The sequence below is a fragment of the Bifidobacterium asteroides genome, from assembly GCF_003202695.1.
Taxonomy (GTDB): Bacteria; Actinomycetota; Actinomycetes; order Actinomycetales; family Bifidobacteriaceae; genus Bombiscardovia; species Bombiscardovia asteroides_G.
Genome location: NZ_QGLL01000006.1, coordinates 92,969 through 108,893, shown reverse-complemented (window position 1 = coordinate 108,893; position 15,925 = coordinate 92,969). Strand labels below are relative to the sequence as shown.

15 protein-coding genes and 1 riboswitch are annotated in these 15,925 nt (G+C 61.8%); of the genes, 4 read left to right on the top strand and 11 right to left on the bottom strand.

The window, feature by feature from the left end:
* Positions 1 to 23: 23 nt before the first annotated feature.
* A riboswitch (guanidine-III (ykkC-III) riboswitch) is annotated at positions 24 to 87 on the top strand.
* An 8-nt stretch (positions 88 to 95) separates the two neighbouring features.
* From DKK75_RS02440 to dtd, 4 genes are all read left to right on the top strand, one after another.
* Complete coding sequence (locus DKK75_RS02440) at positions 96 to 413, top strand: DMT family transporter (RefSeq protein WP_110452275.1); 318 nt, start codon at positions 96 to 98, stop codon at positions 411 to 413.
* A gap of 69 nt (positions 414 to 482) precedes the next feature.
* A complete protein-coding gene (locus tag DKK75_RS02435) occupies positions 483 to 1,001 on the top strand; it encodes a GNAT family N-acetyltransferase (RefSeq protein WP_110451885.1) in 519 nt (172 codons plus the stop codon).
* 58 nt (positions 1,002 to 1,059) lie between these two features.
* Positions 1,060 to 1,248, top strand: a complete 189-nt coding sequence (locus DKK75_RS02430) for a hypothetical protein (RefSeq protein ID WP_110451884.1) — start codon at positions 1,060 to 1,062, stop codon at positions 1,246 to 1,248.
* A 143-nt stretch (positions 1,249 to 1,391) separates the two neighbouring features.
* Entirely contained in the window at positions 1,392 to 1,892 is a 501-nt protein-coding gene (dtd, locus tag DKK75_RS02425; protein ID WP_110451883.1) for a D-aminoacyl-tRNA deacylase, read from the top strand.
* Here dtd and DKK75_RS02420 read toward each other — a convergent pair.
* From DKK75_RS02420 to rsmH, 11 genes are all read right to left on the bottom strand, one after another.
* A complete protein-coding gene (locus tag DKK75_RS02420) occupies positions 1,885 to 3,162 on the bottom strand; it encodes a cell division protein FtsQ/DivIB (RefSeq protein WP_258333123.1) in 1,278 nt (425 codons plus the stop codon). The two genes, dtd and DKK75_RS02420, sit on opposite strands and share 8 nt — an antisense overlap.
* Entirely contained in the window at positions 3,159 to 4,799 is a 1,641-nt protein-coding gene (gene murC, locus DKK75_RS02415; RefSeq protein ID WP_375314994.1) for a UDP-N-acetylmuramate--L-alanine ligase, read from the bottom strand. Before murC ends, DKK75_RS02420 begins: the two co-directional genes overlap by 4 nt.
* 97 nt (positions 4,800 to 4,896) lie before the next feature.
* Positions 4,897 to 6,129, bottom strand: coding sequence for a UDP-N-acetylglucosamine--N-acetylmuramyl-(pentapeptide) pyrophosphoryl-undecaprenol N-acetylglucosamine transferase (locus DKK75_RS02410; protein WP_181414457.1), 1,233 nt, complete (start codon positions 6,127 to 6,129; stop codon positions 4,897 to 4,899).
* A 70-nt stretch (positions 6,130 to 6,199) separates the two neighbouring features.
* Entirely contained in the window at positions 6,200 to 7,423 is a 1,224-nt protein-coding gene (locus DKK75_RS02405; protein WP_110451880.1) for a peptidoglycan glycosyltransferase FtsW, read from the bottom strand.
* A complete protein-coding gene (murD, locus tag DKK75_RS02400; RefSeq protein WP_181414426.1) occupies positions 7,407 to 8,846 on the bottom strand; it encodes a UDP-N-acetylmuramoyl-L-alanine--D-glutamate ligase in 1,440 nt (479 codons plus the stop codon). Before murD ends, DKK75_RS02405 begins: the two co-directional genes overlap by 17 nt.
* Positions 8,847 to 8,925: 79 nt before the next feature.
* Complete coding sequence (gene mraY / locus DKK75_RS02395) at positions 8,926 to 10,029, bottom strand: phospho-N-acetylmuramoyl-pentapeptide-transferase (protein WP_110451878.1); 1,104 nt, start codon at positions 10,027 to 10,029, stop codon at positions 8,926 to 8,928.
* Between the two features lie 74 nt (positions 10,030 to 10,103).
* A complete protein-coding gene (locus DKK75_RS02390) occupies positions 10,104 to 11,630 on the bottom strand; it encodes a UDP-N-acetylmuramoyl-tripeptide--D-alanyl-D-alanine ligase (RefSeq protein ID WP_110452273.1) in 1,527 nt (508 codons plus the stop codon).
* A 9-nt stretch (positions 11,631 to 11,639) separates the two neighbouring features.
* Entirely contained in the window at positions 11,640 to 12,521 is an 882-nt protein-coding gene (locus DKK75_RS02385; protein ID WP_110451877.1) for a UDP-N-acetylmuramyl peptide synthase, read from the bottom strand.
* A gap of 46 nt (positions 12,522 to 12,567) precedes the next feature.
* Entirely contained in the window at positions 12,568 to 14,349 is a 1,782-nt protein-coding gene (locus DKK75_RS02380; RefSeq protein ID WP_110451876.1) for a peptidoglycan D,D-transpeptidase FtsI family protein, read from the bottom strand.
* A complete protein-coding gene (locus tag DKK75_RS02375; RefSeq protein WP_110451875.1) occupies positions 14,346 to 14,837 on the bottom strand; it encodes a hypothetical protein in 492 nt (163 codons plus the stop codon). The genes DKK75_RS02380 and DKK75_RS02375 overlap by 4 nt, the downstream gene beginning before the upstream one ends.
* Positions 14,834 to 15,925 (bottom strand): 16S rRNA (cytosine(1402)-N(4))-methyltransferase RsmH, encoded by a 1,092-nt coding sequence (rsmH, locus tag DKK75_RS02370; protein ID WP_181414425.1) that lies wholly within the window; start codon positions 15,923 to 15,925, stop codon positions 14,834 to 14,836. The genes DKK75_RS02375 and rsmH overlap by 4 nt, the downstream gene beginning before the upstream one ends.

The window sequence follows — 15,925 nt, the reverse complement described above, 5'->3', positions numbered from 1 at the left end:
TTGCCCCCGTGCTATTCTGATGCTCAGAATCTGGTTCAGGTTCCCGGACGATGGTCAAGTACCCGGACAGCGACAAGACTTGCCGAAAGGGAACCATGTCCTCGTGGATCGTACTCATACTCGCTGGCATCTGTGAATCGGTCTGGGCCACCGCCCTAGGCAAGTCTCAAAGCTTTACCAAAATCGTCCCTGACATCGTTTTTATTGTGGGACTGATTGCCAGCATGGCGGGTCTGGCCTTTGCCATGCGCAGCATTCCTGCCAGCACGGCCTACGCGGTCTGGGTCGGCATCGGAGCTGCCTTGACTGTCCTATACGCCATGGCTATTGGATCGGAGCCTGTTTCACTCGCCCGCATTCTACTCATCATCGGTCTAGTCGCCTGCGTGGTCGGACTCAAGGTCATCAATTAAGAACAGCGCTCATCAACACAGATACATCCGAGCGATCGAATCAAGAGCAAGAGGAAAGGAATCGCCATCATGACCGCAGTAATACGGCGATGCACATCGAATGACACCAGGCTGATACGTTCCTTGGGCATGACCGCCTTCCGCGACACTTTCGCCGCCGACAACAGCCGGAAAAACATGGAAGACTACCTCCGGCACTCCTTCTCCCCCGAACTGGTCAAGTCACAACTGTCCGAACCTGAGTCCGTTTTTCTTCTGGCCAGCGTGAATGGCACGCCCGCAGCCTATATGCAGCTCAACACCGGGAAGGCCCAGACAGAGCAGTTCGGTGACACTTCGATGGAGATCGAGCGGCTATACGTCCTATCGGACTTCAAACGCCAGGGACTGGGCAGCATGCTGATCAATCAGGCCTTCGAACGAGCCTGGAACCAGAGCCTGAGCAAAATCTGGCTGGGCGTATGGGAGCACAATGAGCCCGCCCAACGTTTCTACCGAGCCATGGGCTTCAAACGGACCGGAGACCACACCTTCATCTTGGGCGAGGATCTACAGACCGACTGGATCATGACCGCAGCGGTCAATTGACGGATGCGTCTGTACAACCAAGCGGCGCCGACGAATCTGAGACGACCCAAGGGAAGCCATGACCGGCCAGAATCCGCATATCGGCGGAGAAAGCAGGTCACTCATCATGACATCATCGATGCACACCGATCAGGATTGCACCGAAGATCAGCCCGTCGATTACATTGGCAACATGAGCACCGTGCACTTCGACCTGAAGCCACCCGCCAAAAGGGCTGAAAGAGACAGCCATCGACTGGACCACTGACAAGGACCCGTTTGTCATGCCTGCGTTGAGGTGAGCTTCCCTCATGCGGGTCTTCAAACATTCTCTGCCTGCTCCCCACCAAGTACCGGTCCAGCTTTTCCTTTCGGCACTATAACAATGCCTGAACTCTCTAGACTGGAACCATGAGAATCGTCATACAGCGGGTCAGCCGTGCCCGGGTCGATGTGGTCGACGAGCAGGGACAGCCGGATCCTGATTTTAAACCCCAAAGCATCGGCACGGGGCTCTTGCTTTTGGTGGCCGTCCAGGACAGCGACAGCGATACCCAGGTGGACTATGCCGTACGCAAGCTGACCCGAATGCGTATCTTCGCCGACGAGGAGGGCCGGATGAATCGATCGGTCCTGGACTGCGGCGGCTCCATCCTCTCCATTTCCCAGTTCACCCTCTATGCGGATCTGCGTCACGGCAACCGTCCAAGCTTCATAGCTGCGGGAGAGCCTGAGCACGCCCAGAGCGTCTGGCAGGATCTGAACCGGGCTCTGGCAGCAACCGGTGTCCCCGTTGCCGTGGGACAATTCGGCGCCCACATGCGAGTGGATTTCATCAATGACGGCCCTGTGACAATCCTGCTGGACACTGACAGGCTGATGAAGACAACATCCTCTTCAGCAGCTATTTGACGATAGGCCGCAGGGGCGCCGACACATCCAGCTGATGCTTGTCGCCGATCTTGGAAGGGTCGTTGATGATCTTGTCGACCACGGCTTGTTTGAGCTTCAGGTCAGATCCGTCGCCCCATATGATGACATGTTTGCCCTGATCCAGCTCGGTGGTGATGGAGTCCTGGGTCTCTGCAGTCACCTTGGTCACCGAATGGCGCATGGCCTCCGGCATGGTCGACAGAATCCGCAAGGTCTGCCTGACCGCTTGATCCTGCTGGGCCCGCTTCACAGTGGCCACCTGGATAACCGGCACCCCGTCCACCGGCTTGGAGACGGTATTGAGCGTCCTGCCTTGTCTGTCAACGGCCGTCAGCTTGCCATGGGCGTCCTTGAAGACCGCAGTGGGCTCCTGTGCCTCGAAGGTCACCTTCAGCCCGTGCGGAAAGCTCTTGCGGACCTTGGCATCGGTCACCCCGGCCATGCCGCTGATCTCCTGCTCGACGCCATTGGTGGAAATCAGCAGCAGCGAGCGATCTCCCTGATGGGCCACGATTGAGGCGACACGTTCGTCGGACACCCATGCATTGCCACCACTGACATTGATCTTGTCAGTCTGCAGGCGGAAGACCGGAGAAAGAAAGAACAGCCACGCCAGTCCTGCGATCAGAGCCACGACCAGGAGGACGACGCCTGTTCGGATCAGAACCAGCCTGCGACTGACCTTCTTCTTCTCGCGCACCCGGGCCTGAAAGTCCAGCACCTTAGGCCGAACGAAGATCCCCAGCCCCCGGTCCTCCTGGTCGGTGCCTATCCTGCCTGACACCGGTCGGTCCGGCGGTATGGTCCTTGCATCGACGAACCCCCCGGTCGAACTCGTCGAACGTGAGAGCGCAGACTTGGGTGCCCCGGATTCGGATACGGAAGCGCTGCTGCCTTTTACCAGCGAACGGGAGGATGAGGAGGCCGACCTGGGGCTACGCGTCCGGGATCCGCTTGCATTCTTGGAACGATTCGGACGACCCTTGAGACGTTTCGACCCCTTGAGATCTCCGGACCGCTTGAGGCGTTTGCCTCCGTTGCCTGTTTTTTTAGCCTTGGACCTGTCGGTCACGGATGCAGCATCGGAGACGGTTGACCTGGCCGATCTGGCAGTTGTGCCGGTCTGCGGTTCCTTTTTCAAAGGCTTGGCCTGCCCAGACCGGGCCGTCCGCGCAGCCTTGGCAGCCCGGACGGCCCTAGCCCTGGACGAGGCCCCGCCGGAGGCGCTGCGACCCTTGCCGGTCGTCACTGCTGGTCCCGTTCAGCCAGCCTGTCAAGAATGACTGGCCCCATGGCAGTAACATCACCGGCCCCTACGGTCAGGATCACATCCCCCGGCTCAGCCCGCTCGGCCAGATCCAGAGCGGCCTGACGCATGTTCGGGCAGGACCGGAAGACTGTCCCGTTCGATCTATTGCCGGAATCCTGAGGCTTCTGGTCCGAGTCCCGGCCGACAAGAGGCCCAGCAGCCGCAATCTTGCGGGCGGCGGAGGGAATGGTCCCGGCATCCACGCCTGGATAGTCGCTGGCCAGCTCACGGGCGGGGAAGATGTCAGTTACCGTCACATCGTCTGCCAGGGACAAAGCGTCCGCGAACCGATCTGCGAAGATGGCGGTGCGCGAATACAGGTGGGGCTGGAAGAGCACTCTGATGGTCCGACCCGGATAACGTCGTCTGGCGGCAGTCAGCAGTGCTGCGATCTCCGTGGGGTGATGGGCGTAATCATCCACTACGGTGACCTCGTGCTGGCATCCACGGACCTCGAAGCGTCTGGAGGCCCCCCGAAAATCGGCGGCGCAGGCGGCGGCCGTATCAGGTTCCATTCCCAGCAGGATAGCGGCGATAATGGCCGCAGCGGCATTGCGGGCATTGTGGATGCCGGGAATTGCCAAGTCCACCTGCAGATCGAGCGGCTTGCTGGTCTCCAGCCCTGTCGCCTGGAGCACCTGCGCAGGAAGAGCGAGACGGCAATGCTCACGACCGCTGCCGCTGCTCTCGGACTCGGACTCGATGCGGACCAGGCCAAGGACTCCGGGCAAGGATTCAGCACTCAGCCGGGGATCCGAAGCATAGATGATGATTCCGGCTCGGCAGTCCCCATGCAGCCGCCGCAAGACCTCCAGTGCGCCCCGGTCGTCCCCGCAGACCACCAGGAAGCGGCGGGCCTGCCGGGCATGTTCGACAAAGGCCTGGTGGAAGGCGTCAGCAGTGCCGTAGTGATCCAGATGGTCGGGCTCCACGTTGGTGATGATGGCGATGTCAGGAGTGTACTTGCCAAAGCTGCCGTCGGACTCATCAGCCTCGGCCACCAGAACCCGTCCGGCTCCTACGTGCCCGCCGTCCATGGGACCCTGGCCGCTCTGGAGGCTGCCACCGATGGCATAGCTAGGATCGGCCAGATCACCGCTGCCGCCCTTGGTCAGCAGGTGGGCCAAAAGGGCGCTGGTGGTGGTCTTGCCATGGGCGCCGGCCACGGTGACTGAAATCCTGGAGGCCATGAGCAGGTCAAGAATGTCGCTGCGATGGACCAGGCGGGCGCCTGCGTCACGAGCTGCAAGAATCTCGGGATTGTCAGGCTTGATGGCACTGGACCAGACCACCGTGCGCGCTCCGGCTATGTTGCGGGCATCCTGGCCGATAGCGACCCGAATCCCCAGCTGACGCAGACGGCGGGTCTTGTCCCCCTCGGCACGGTCGGATCCGGAGACCTGCACACCCTCCTGATGGAGCATCTCAGCCAGCACGCTCATTCCGGCACCGCCGATGCCGATGAAGTGTGTGGGCCCCAGATCCTTGGGATCGTGCACTCCGGCCTGGGCCAGGGCGGGCAGGCAGGGGTCCAGGACCGGCAGGGACCGGTCACCGCCTTCCTGCGAACCGGGCACAGCATTCAATTCAACCTTGCGCACAGTAGTTGCATCTCCTCCAACAGTTCAGGACCATTCGGGTCGGTCGCCCGTCGTCTGCCTCTATTATGCCCGATCAGCCTCTCCCTGAGTCCTTGTGGGCAAGGTGTCGGTCAGCCATGGTCAGGATCTGCTCTGCCATCACCTGGGCGGCATCGCGAATCCCGTACCCCCAGGCCCGGTGGCGCATGTCAGCCAGCCTATCCCTGTCGTCCATAAGAGCGGGAACATGATCGACCATCCATTTGGCATCCAGGACCGCATCATCGACCATGAGCCCTCCCCCGGCCTGTACGACAGGCTGAGCGTTGAATCGCTGTTCGCCGTTGCCGATGGGCAGGGGCACGTAGATGGCGGGCACGCCCAAGGCGGCCAGCTCGCTGACAGATCCGGCACCGGCCCGGCAGACCACCAGATCAGCGCAGGCGAAGGCCAGATCGATCCGCTCCAGGTATTCGGCCATGTGGTAGTCCCCCTGGCCCCGGTGAGCCGGATCCAGATCGTTGATGGCTGCATCGCACAGATTCGCAGCCACTTGTTCTTTGACTTGACCGGTCTTGCCACGACCGGTCAGATGGATCACCTGGGTTCGGTCCAACAGCTGCCGAGCCGCGCCAGCTACCGCCTTGTTCAGGCTGAGCGCGCCCAGGGAACCGCCGGTGACCAGCAGGATGGGCCTATCGGGATCCAGACCCAGTGACCGTGCCGACTCACGACGGGCGCCGGAGCGGTCAGTCTCCATCTGCTTGGCTAGTCGGGCGATGGCTGGCCGCAGGGGCAGACCCACGCGGCGCACGGGTACTCCCGCCCGGGCCCGGATGCCCGTATCCTCGTAGGCTGTACCTACAAAATCGGCCCAGCGGGCACCCAGCTTGTTGGCCATGCCCGCCCGGGCGTTCTGCTCGTGGACGACGATGGGCAGACCCAGATTCCGTGCGGCCCTGTAGACCGGCGCCGAGGCATAACCGCCAAAGCCGACCACCAGGTCGGCCGACCGATCCTGCAGGTACCCTCGGACCCGCTGCACCTCACGCCGCCAGCGCCGGGGGAAGTCCAGGGCGGCCTTGCCGGGGCGACGAGGGAAGGGCACCTTCTCAATCAGGTCCAGGGGAAGTCCAGCAGCCGGCACCAGGTCGTGCTCCAAGCCGACAGCGGTGCCGATCACGCTGATGGAAGCCTGGGGGCGGCGCTCCCGAATGACCGCAGCCACGCTGAGCAGAGGGTTGACATGTCCTGCCGTCCCCCCTCCGGCCAGCACCAGATGGGGACCAGCACCTCTTTCGGCATGCTTCTGGTCATGCCCAGGCATTTCGTTCTCAGCCCTAGTCGCTGTCGTCATCCTCGAATCCGCTTCCTTCCCATCACGTCCATTCCGCTTCTCAGGACCCCTCCGTGGCTGCCTTCACGTCTGGCTGGGTCCGAATCATCTTCAGAGCCACCCCGGCCGATGCCAGGCACGAGATCAGGGCGGTCCCTCCAGCCGAAACGAAGGGCAGAGGCAGCCCGATGACCGGCAGCAGGCCCAGAACCACGCAGATGTTGATCAGGGCTTGACCCACCAGCCACACATCCAGACAGATCAGCACCATGCCCGCATACCGGTTCCTGGTTGTCAGGGCGATTCGCAGCATGCACCAGCCCATGACCACAAAGACCAGAATAAGCATGGCCGCCCCTACGAAGCCCAGCTCCTCGCCGATGACTGCGAAGATGAAGTCATTGTGCGCCTCGGGCAGGTAGTTCCACTTCTCCCTTGAATTGCCCAGCCCTACTCCGGTCAATCCCCCAGAAGCCATGGCATAAAGCCCGTGGATGGACTGGTAGCAGACCCCTTGAATGTCATCCGCCGAGCACTTGCCGTAGGCAGCCATGATCCGCTGGGTCCGGTTGCTGTTGCCATAGACCGAAAAACCGATGACAGCAGCCATCCCCAGAGCCGCCAGGCTGAGCAGCCAGCGCAGGGGGAAGCCTGAGACCAGGAAGGCCACGAAACCGATGATGACAATGATCATGGCGGTTCCCAAATCTTTGCCCAGCATGATCAGCAGGAAACTGACTATAAAGCCGACGGCCGGCTTGGCATAGGCCTTCGCCAGGGTCTTCAAGTCAGAATCCTTGCCAGCCTGCCGCTGGGCTTCGATCAGGGCCTGCGGCAGCCACAGACACAGGGCCAGCTTGAGCAGCTCAGCCGGCTGCATGGAAATGCCGCCCACCGAGATCCAGCCCTCGTTGCCGTTGGCAGACCGCCCCAGCGGCGTACGGGTCAGCAGCTGGACGCCCTGGCTGACGATCAGAAACCCAGTGCTCCAGTTCCGGTAGTGGTCGACGCTGATCCTCACAGCCAAAAGGGCAAGAAACAGCCCCACCACTGCATATATGCTCTGGCGAATGACCTGACTCCAGGGTGAGCTGCCCTGGGCTACCAGATCCACAGCCGAGGAGGAGAAGACCATCATCAGACCGAAGACTGTAGTGGCGACGACCGTAGCCAGAAAGCCGTAGTAGCACCAGAGCGGGTTAAGAATAGCCCGCCAGCCCCGGTAGCCCCCCTTGCCGTCAGACCCGCGGGAGGAGGCCGTGTGCGGATCAGTGACGCGCTTCATGCTCGCGGACCCACTGTTTGGCCTGCTTGGCAAACTGTTCGCCTCGGTCGGCATAAGATGCGAACTGATCCATGGATGCACAGGCAGGCGCCAACAGAACCACCTGACCGGGCTGCGCATAGGAGCCTGCAGCCCGAACAGCCCAGGCCATAACCTGATCTCCATCGCCAGGATCAATCAGAGTAACCGGCAGATCGGGTGCCTGGTCCTTGATGGCCTGGATCATGGGCTGCTGATCCTGGCCGATGACCACGGCTGCAGCCAGCTTGGACCTGCGGGACCGAACCAGATCGTCAAAGCGGGCGCCTTTGGCCAGCCCGCCGGCCAGCCAAACCACCTGGCCGTCATGGTAGCTGGCCAAGGAAGCCTCAGCGGCATGGGCATTGGTGGCCTTGGAATCGTCTACAAAGCGAATGGCCTGCGAACCCTGACCGAGAGTGGCCACGGTGCTGATCCTATGGTTGCCGGGCGTAAAGGTGCGCATGGCCTCGATAGCCGCATCGACGCGAGCTCCAGCACCCAGAGCCAAGGCCAGAGCGCATAGGGCATCGGCCAGCAGATGGGGATAGACGGTACCGTCAGGCTCGCACAGGTCCGTCAACTCGGCCACCTGGACCAGTCTGACGCTCTCCTGCAGATCCTGCCCGGTCAATCCGCTGTGGTCCACGACCCAGCCGTTCTCCACGCCCAACTGCCCAGGCTCGGGCCTACCCAGAGTGAAGCCCACCCTTCGGCAACCGGGGGCTGGCTGAGCCTGTCTGGCCAAATCAGAGACACGGGAGTCATCTGCGTTGTAGACCAGTGCCTTGCGCACGCCCCGGTAAATGTGTGCTTTGTCGGCCGCATAGGCCTCGAATCCCCCATGCCAATCCAGATGGTCGTCGGCCAAATTGGTGATGGCCGCGCACTCCAGAGCCGTAGAGAAGGTAAAGTGCAGCTGGAAGGAGCTCAGCTCCACACAGAGCATGTCGTTGGCTGGGTCCAGGACGGCTGTCGAGATGGCCTTGCCGATGTTGCCCACCGCAGGAGCCGTAAACCCGCTGGCCTGCATCATGGCGGCGACCATTCTGGTGGTCGAGGTCTTGCCGTTGGTGCCGGTGATCCCGATCCAGGGCGCTGGCCGGCCGGTCCGTGCTGAAGGAACCCGCAGCATCCAAGCCATCTCCACCTCGCTGACCACGGGAATGCCCCGACGCTGCGCCTCAAGAATAAAAGGAGTGCGCGGGTTGAAGACGGGCGAGGCCATGACCAGGTCCACTTGGTCCCAGTCCACTTGATCGAAGTCACGAAGATCGGCATGCGGGGCGGACTGGTCCACAGTGGTCACCCCGGCAGCCCGCCCTCGCAAGGCTGCAGCCACGCTCCGTCCGGAAATGCCCAGTCCGGCTACCAACACTCGCTTCCGGCTCAAGTCCATATCCACGAACACCTCATTCCGTTAGCTCCGGCATCTGCTTGGCATGATACCGGCTGCCGAGGGCTGGCACCATAAATGGACGGAATCAGATGGTCAGCCCAGAGCGGACCACCCAGTCTGCATAGAAGCAGACCAAGGCCAGCAGGACGAAGATCAGGTCGATCATCCAGAACCGCACAACCACCTTGGACTCCTGCCAACCCATCAGCTCGAAGTGGTGATGGATGGGCGCCATCTTGAAGACCCGCTTGTGGGTGAGCTTGAAATAGCCCACCTGGATGACGTCGGAAGCGGCCTCTGCCACAAAGAGCCCGCCGAGAATGACCGCCAGAAGCTCGGTATGGGTGGCGATGGACAGGGCTGCAAAGAGTCCGCCCAGAGCCAGGGATCCGGTGTCGCCCATAAATATGGAGGCCGGATTGGTGTTGTACCAGAGGAACCCAAAGCAGGCCACGGCCGCACAGCAGGCGATAATGGCCAGGTCCAGGGGATCGGAGACCGCGTAGGCGTGACCGGCATGGCCACCGCCCTTCAAGTGGTAGCTCTCCCAGAAGGCGATGACGGTGTATCCCACGAAGGCGATCATGGAAGAGCCCGAAGCCAGCCCGTCCAGGCCATCGGTCAGGTTGACGGCATTGCTCCAGGCCGTCATCAGCAGATTCACCCAGATGATGAAAAGCACCACGGACAGGATGCTGCCTGCCATTCGGAAGTCGATGATGGGCTGCTCAACAAAGGATATGCCCGCCTGAGCGCTGGGATAGCCGTTTTTGGTAGGCAGCTTCAGGGCCAGCACCGCATAGATGGTGGCCAGTATGAACTGGCCGACGAATTTGGCCCTGACCGACAGACCCAGATTCTGCTTCTTGCGCACCTTGGCAAAGTCGTCGATAAAGCCCAGGAAACCCATGGAGAGCATGGCGAACAGGACCAGCATAGCCGACAGGGACACGGACTCGCCCCGCGACAGGTAGCGGTAGAGCGCCGAGGCTGCCCAGCCCAGCAGGATGGCCAGGTTGATGACCACCCCGCCCATAGTCGGGGTGCCGCGCTTGACCAGGTGGGACTTGGGGCCGTCCTGGCGGATGTACTGGCCGTAGTGCAAGCGGTGGACCAGCCTTATCAGCAGCGGGGTTCCCGCCAGCGTCACCACCAGGGCGACCAGGATTCCGATGATGAGTGCAATCACAGTGTGTACTCCAACTCTTGGATTCCGTCCTTGAACGTTCGAACCCGCTGCGGGGATGCCTGTCGATACATGTCTCAGCCCTGCCACCGGTCGGCCAGATCGGACAGCCCAGACATATGCGAACCTTTCAGCAAAACAAGATTCTGCCGATCCGAATGCTTGGCGCACAGCTGACGAACCATCTGGTCGGCCTGGTCAGCATCGCGGGCAAAGAGGACACGCATGGACCCTGGCTGGCCATCGCTGGGATCAGACGTACCGCCTGCACCACGCACCAAGGCCTGGATCAGGCTGTTCATCTGCTGATCCGGGCAGCCCACCGCAATCAATGCATCAATACCTAGACGGCGGCAGTAGGCACCGATTTCCTGGTGCAGCTGCTCCCCCCGATCCCCCAGCTCGAGCATGACCCCAAGGACTGCGATCCGGTAGGCCGGGCCGTTGAACCCGCTCCAGGCAGCCAGAGCGTCCAGACCCGCCCGCATGGAATCGGGATTAGCATTGAAGGAATCATCAATCAGTCTGAAGACAGCATCCGGCAACCGGACCATCGATACAGCCATTCGATGCGGACTGATACGCCTCTGTCGACCCAGTTCATTGGCAATGCGCTCTGCATCCAGACCCAGGGCATGGGCTACCGTGGCGGCGGCCAGGGCGTTCATGACATTGTGCCGTCCCGGGATGCCCAATCGCAGCCGAACCGGTTGCTGACCGCGCAGTCGCAGCTCGAAGGCAGGCCTATCCAAGCTGTCGCTGTCCAGAAAACGAGCCGAACCGTCCAGGTCACGGTCCTGCCCGCCGTCTTCATCGGCCATGCCAAACCGTAAAACAGAGCCAGAGGCCAGATCAGCCATAGCAGCCACCCGGGAATCATCTGCATTGAGAACAGCGGTTCCGCCCGACACCAGGCCTCGCACGATCTCGCTCTTGGCCTGGGCGATACGCTCAACAGAACCGAATTCGCCCAGATGGGCCACTCCCACTTTGAGAACCAGGGCTATGTTCGGAGGAACTATGCGGGTCAGGTCCGCAATCTCGCCCACATGGTTGGCGCCCATCTCCGCCACCAGGTAGCGGGTGTCCGGTCCGACCGCCAAGGCAGTCAGCGGAAGACCGATCTCATTGTTGAAGGATCCGACCGGCGCCACTACAGGACCCAAGAGTGCCAGCAGGGAGGATAGCAGATCCTTGGTCGTGGTCTTGCCGACAGACCCCGTGATGCCAATGACCGTGAAGGGGCCTGAAGCCTTACGCCGACAGTCCATGTTGGCCCGGGCCAGCAGCCCCAGGGCACCGACCGTATCATCCACAAGAATCTGCGGCAAATCAGCGCCCGGAACCAGGTGGTCCACCAGGGCCGCACGGCAGCCCTTGGCCCCCAGGCCGGGAACATAGTCATGACCGTCCACGTGCTCGCCCTTGATGGCCACGAAAAGACCATCGACCCCCGCCTGCCGTGAGTCGGTCACCACCCGCATACGCACGGATCCGAGATCGGGTTCGAGAGCAGGGCCAACCTCGACCAGCCGACCGTGCACATATCCAACGACCTCATCCAGGGTCATGGGCATGGATCCGGCCCCTACAGACTGACTCATCCTCACCTCTCAGGACATTTCCCGGGAGACGCGCAGGGCGCTCCTGATGTTGTTGCGTTTGACGCCAGCAGCCATAGTCATGGCGATGCACAGGGACAAATCGTCGCTCAGCGCATCAGCGGGCAGAGACTGACGAGCCAACCCGTCTGATTCCTCGTTGCGCCGGGCCACGATGGTGTGCCCGCCCAGGTTGAACCCGTAGCGGCGGGCCTTGGAGATCAGCCGCACGTGCCGCGCATCCCGAGTGGAGCCCTCCTGGGCTCCCAGGGCCACCACATCCAGGTCCACCCCCTGCAGAGCGTCCATGGCCAAGGTCTGATCCTCCACGGAAATGACCATGGCGGCCGCCCCATCCTCCAAAGCGATGGACAGACCGCGCTGCACATCGAACATGCTCAGGGGATATTCCAGATCCAGTCGTCGGTCCAGCGAGCACGAGCCCTTGGCGCTGAGCATACCGACAGGATTGCCCAGCACCTGCAGGAAGTCAGCCAAGAGGTCCACCTGGTCCTGTACCTGGGAACCTACCAAGGCGAACACAGCCAAAGCCCCCGAGGGATCGCCGGCGGCATTGGCCAGCAACTGGCCCATCTGCCAGGCGCGCATAGTGCCGAAGAGCAGAGGTATGCGTGCCTGTCCCACCTCCTGACGAGCCGAAGTCGGCAACAGGGCGGCATAGGCTCCACGACGCTCGGCCTCCTCGACCATGCCCTGATCCACCTGCTGGTCTGCAGGCACATAAAGGCTGCCGGGGCGCACTGAGGGCAGATCGTCCACCATTGAGGTCACTGTGACCGGTTCAGCAAAGTCCGGTACCAAGGTCAGTCCGTAGCGCCCCTTGAGCTGGCCCAAGGTCAACCGTCGGGAGATTGATTCATTCAGCGCGCTCATGCTGCAATCTCTCCTTCGTTCGGAAACGCCATGATGCCTGCCGGTATCACCATGTTACCGGGATAGCATCGGTTCTGGGGGAAGACGTGGGGACCTGGTATTTCTGCATAAGGAATTCACCGATCTGAGCGAAGATGGGACCTGCGGTGATGCCACCGTAAACCCCGGAGGCGCTTTGAGGGTTCTTCAGCACCACGGTGACCACAAAATGCGGATCGTCAGCGGGCAGTATGCCCACCCAGTCACTGACGATGCCGCCCAGGCCGCCGGAGCTATCGGCCACCTCGGCGGTGCCTGTCTTGGCGGCCACTCGATAGCCCTCCACCTTGACCATCTTCTCGTATTTCTCAGACACTGATTCCATCGCGTTCATGACCTCAGCGGCCACCTTCTCGTCCACGACTCTGACCGGATGTGCTTTGACCGCGCCCTGGCTGCGGACTATCGTCTGGTCGGAACGGACCCCCTTGTTGGCCAAAGTGGCGACGGCATTGGTCAGCTGGACGGCGTTGGTGGCATAGCCCTGGCCGAACAGAATCGTGTTGCGGGTGCGGCGGTCCCATGTCTGAGGCGCGGTCAGCAACCCCTTGGACTCCCCAGGCAGACCCAAGGCTGAGACCTGTCCGATACCGAAGCGGGTCAGGTAGTCGTAGCGCTTCTGGTCCGGATAGTTCTGGCCGGCCATGACCATGCCCACGTTGGAGGAATTCTGTATAATGCCGGCAAGTGTCCAATGCTCGGCCCCATGATCAAAGGAATCCTTGTACTGCTGGTTGTCCAGAGTGATATGGTCCGGCACCGTAAATCGATCAGTCATGGAGTGCACCTGCTCCTGGAGCATGCCTGCAGCCGAGATGGTCTTGCCGACGGAGCCAGGCTCGAAGGTCTCCGCCACTGCCCGGGAGGAGTTGACCTTGGCCTGGTCGCTGCCCGCCTGGTAATCATCGGTGTCGGCCAGCGCCAGGATCTCGTTGGTGCGGGTGTCCTGAACCACCGCCAGGGCCCAGTCTGCATGATAGCGCTCGCAGCCTGACTTGAGGGCTTGACGGACGTACCAGAGCACGTCCTGATCGATGGTCAGGGTGACGTCCTTGCCGTTGACTGGATTGCGCTGACGGGTTACGGTTCCGGGAATCTCCTGACCCAGCATCCCCTGCTGATAGACCGTATAGCCGTCAGAGCCGGTCAGCCGCCGATTCTCCATCTGCTCAATCCCGGCTACACCCTTGCCGCTGTCGTCGATGCCCCCGATCAGAGCTCCCATCAGATCAGCATGAGGGTAGGTGCGTTCGCTGCTCAGCTCGGCTGTAATGATCCCCTGCAACCCCAGCTTGTCGATGGCACGCTTGACCTCGGGAGTCACCCTCTTGGCTAGGACCACGTACCGTCCAGGGACGCTGAGCTTGCCACCCAGCTCCATGGCGTTCATTCCCAGAGCCGGTGCCAGGAGGCGGGCCACCCCGGCAGCACCGTCAGCGCCCACCGGATGTCCTTTGATGCTATGGCAGTTGTCGCCAGTGTGCTTGGTGCAGTTGACAGGAATAAAGGAGGCTGCCGCCTCGGGGTCGCCGACGATGTTGTATCGCTCCAGGCTCTGGGCCAGCACACGGCCGTTGACGTCCAGGATGCGGCCACGTTGGGCCTTGATGGCGTGGGGCACGGTGCGACCCGCAGCAGCGGCCTGTGCCATGGACCTTCCATCAAAGAGCTGGATGTAGGCCAGCTTGCCCAAGGCCAGCGAGGCCACCAGAACCAGGATCAGGCCCACAGACAGCGAGCGCTTGCAGAAAGACAGGTGCCAGAAGCGCTTGGTTTCCTTACCGCTCATGGATTACCCGCCTTGCCCTGGGGGGTCTGAGGGGGCTTATAGCCCTGCAGATCAATGGAATTCAGACCTTGCTGGGGTTGCATGCCAAGCTGCTGGGCCTTGTCCGGCAGGGAGGCCTGAAGCTGGTCGAGCTTGTTCTGGTCGTCTTGGACGTCCTGAGTGAGATTGCTGATCTCATGCTGGACCCGAGTAGCCTCGAAGGAATCCTGGACCATCTGGGTGCGCAGCATCAGTGATCCGAACATGCAGGCGGCCAGGAAGACCACGGAGACCATGATGCGCAACAAGGGATTGCCACGGGTCCGTGTCCAGCCGATCAGGCGCATGGCCCCCTCAGCTACTGGACCCCGTTCGGGATGACGGGCCTTGCCTGGCTTGCCTGTACCCTTGATCAGACTGAGCTCAGGCCTGGTGGGCAACTCTTGGATGCGTGGATGGCCCCTATCCGGAGAGGCCTTGGAACGGACTGAACGTGCTGGCATGGTCATGGCTGACGCCTCGATCCAAAACCATGGTCGACGTGACGATGATGTCGATCTGAGCTCTCCCCATTGGCCTCGGCCTGAAGCCGACGACGACGCTCCTCAGGGATGGCTCCGATCCTCTCCACGGCTCGTAGACGCACTGAGGCGGAACGGGGGTTGCGTTCCCGTTCGGCAGAGTCGGCCTTGATGGCACCATGCGTCAGATCCGACAGATAAGGGCGGGCCTGATCCGGCACCACCGGCATGCCCGCCGGCAGGTCCACATGCAGCCCTGATGCCATGAAGCGCTTGACCATGCGGTCCTCCAGGGAGTGATAGGACTCCACGACCAGACGACCTCCCTGAGCCAGCCGCAGAACGGCCTGGGGCAGGGTGCGCCTCAAACGATCCAGCTCCCCGTTGACCTCGATGCGCAGGGCCTGGAAGACCCTCTTAGCAGGATTGCCTGGTGGACGGCGGCCACGAGGCACTGCCATATCGACCAGACGGTCAAGCTGCGCCGAGGTGGTCAGCGGCTGATCTCGTCTGGCCTCGACAATGGCCCGTGCGATGCGTCCTGCATAACGCTCCTCCCCGTACCGGGAGAAGATATCAGCCAAACGTTCCTGGTCGTATTCGGCCAGGATCTGGGCTGCTGTCAGCTCCTGGCCAGTGTCCATGCGCATGTCCAGCGGAGCATCCTGCCGGTAGGTGAAACCCCTGTCACGCTGGTCGATCTGCAAAGAGGATAGACCCAGATCCATAAAGACCAGATCCACCTGGCCCACACCCAGGGCATCCAATTGCTCATCCAGCTGGTCAAATGGGGCATGCACCGGTGTAAAACGGTCGGCCAGACCCTCATCGCGCATCCGGCCAGTAGCCAGATCCAGGGCCTGACGATCTCTGTCGATGCCAATAAGACGGGCCTCAGGACAGGATTTGAGGAAGGCGGTGGCATGCCCGGCCAGGCCTAGCGTGCAATCCACAGCCACGGCCCCCCTGTGCTCCAAGGCAGGTCTTGCCAGCGCCAGGCAGCGCTCCAGCAGAACTGGACGATGGACTATGCCCTTGTCCACAGCCTCCTGGTCGGGAGGATTGCGATCTTCCAT

What these genes read in the sequence shown, in the direction of transcription:
- DKK75_RS02440 (WP_110452275.1), top strand. Translation starts at nt 96, where the DNA reads ATGTCCTCGTGGATCGTACTCATACTCGCTGGCATCTGTGAATCGGTC.
- DKK75_RS02435 (WP_110451885.1), top strand. Translation starts at nt 483, where the DNA reads ATGACCGCAGTAATACGGCGATGCACATCGAATGACACCAGGCTGATA.
- DKK75_RS02430 (WP_110451884.1), top strand. Translation starts at nt 1,060, where the DNA reads ATGACCGGCCAGAATCCGCATATCGGCGGAGAAAGCAGGTCACTCATC.
- dtd (WP_110451883.1), top strand. Translation starts at nt 1,392, where the DNA reads ATGAGAATCGTCATACAGCGGGTCAGCCGTGCCCGGGTCGATGTGGTC.
- DKK75_RS02410 (WP_181414457.1), bottom strand. Translation starts at nt 6,129, where the DNA reads ATGCCTGGGCATGACCAGAAGCATGCCGAAAGAGGTGCTGGTCCCCAT.
- DKK75_RS02405 (WP_110451880.1), bottom strand. Translation starts at nt 7,423, where the DNA reads ATGAAGCGCGTCACTGATCCGCACACGGCCTCCTCCCGCGGGTCTGAC.
- DKK75_RS02390 (WP_110452273.1), bottom strand. Translation starts at nt 11,630, where the DNA reads ATGAGTCAGTCTGTAGGGGCCGGATCCATGCCCATGACCCTGGATGAG.
- DKK75_RS02385 (WP_110451877.1), bottom strand. Translation starts at nt 12,521, where the DNA reads ATGAGCGCGCTGAATGAATCAATCTCCCGACGGTTGACCTTGGGCCAG.
- DKK75_RS02380 (WP_110451876.1), bottom strand. Translation starts at nt 14,349, where the DNA reads ATGAGCGGTAAGGAAACCAAGCGCTTCTGGCACCTGTCTTTCTGCAAG.
- DKK75_RS02375 (WP_110451875.1), bottom strand. Translation starts at nt 14,837, where the DNA reads ATGACCATGCCAGCACGTTCAGTCCGTTCCAAGGCCTCTCCGGATAGG.
- rsmH (WP_181414425.1), bottom strand. Translation starts at nt 15,925, where the DNA reads ATGGAAGATCGCAATCCTCCCGACCAGGAGGCTGTGGACAAGGGCATA.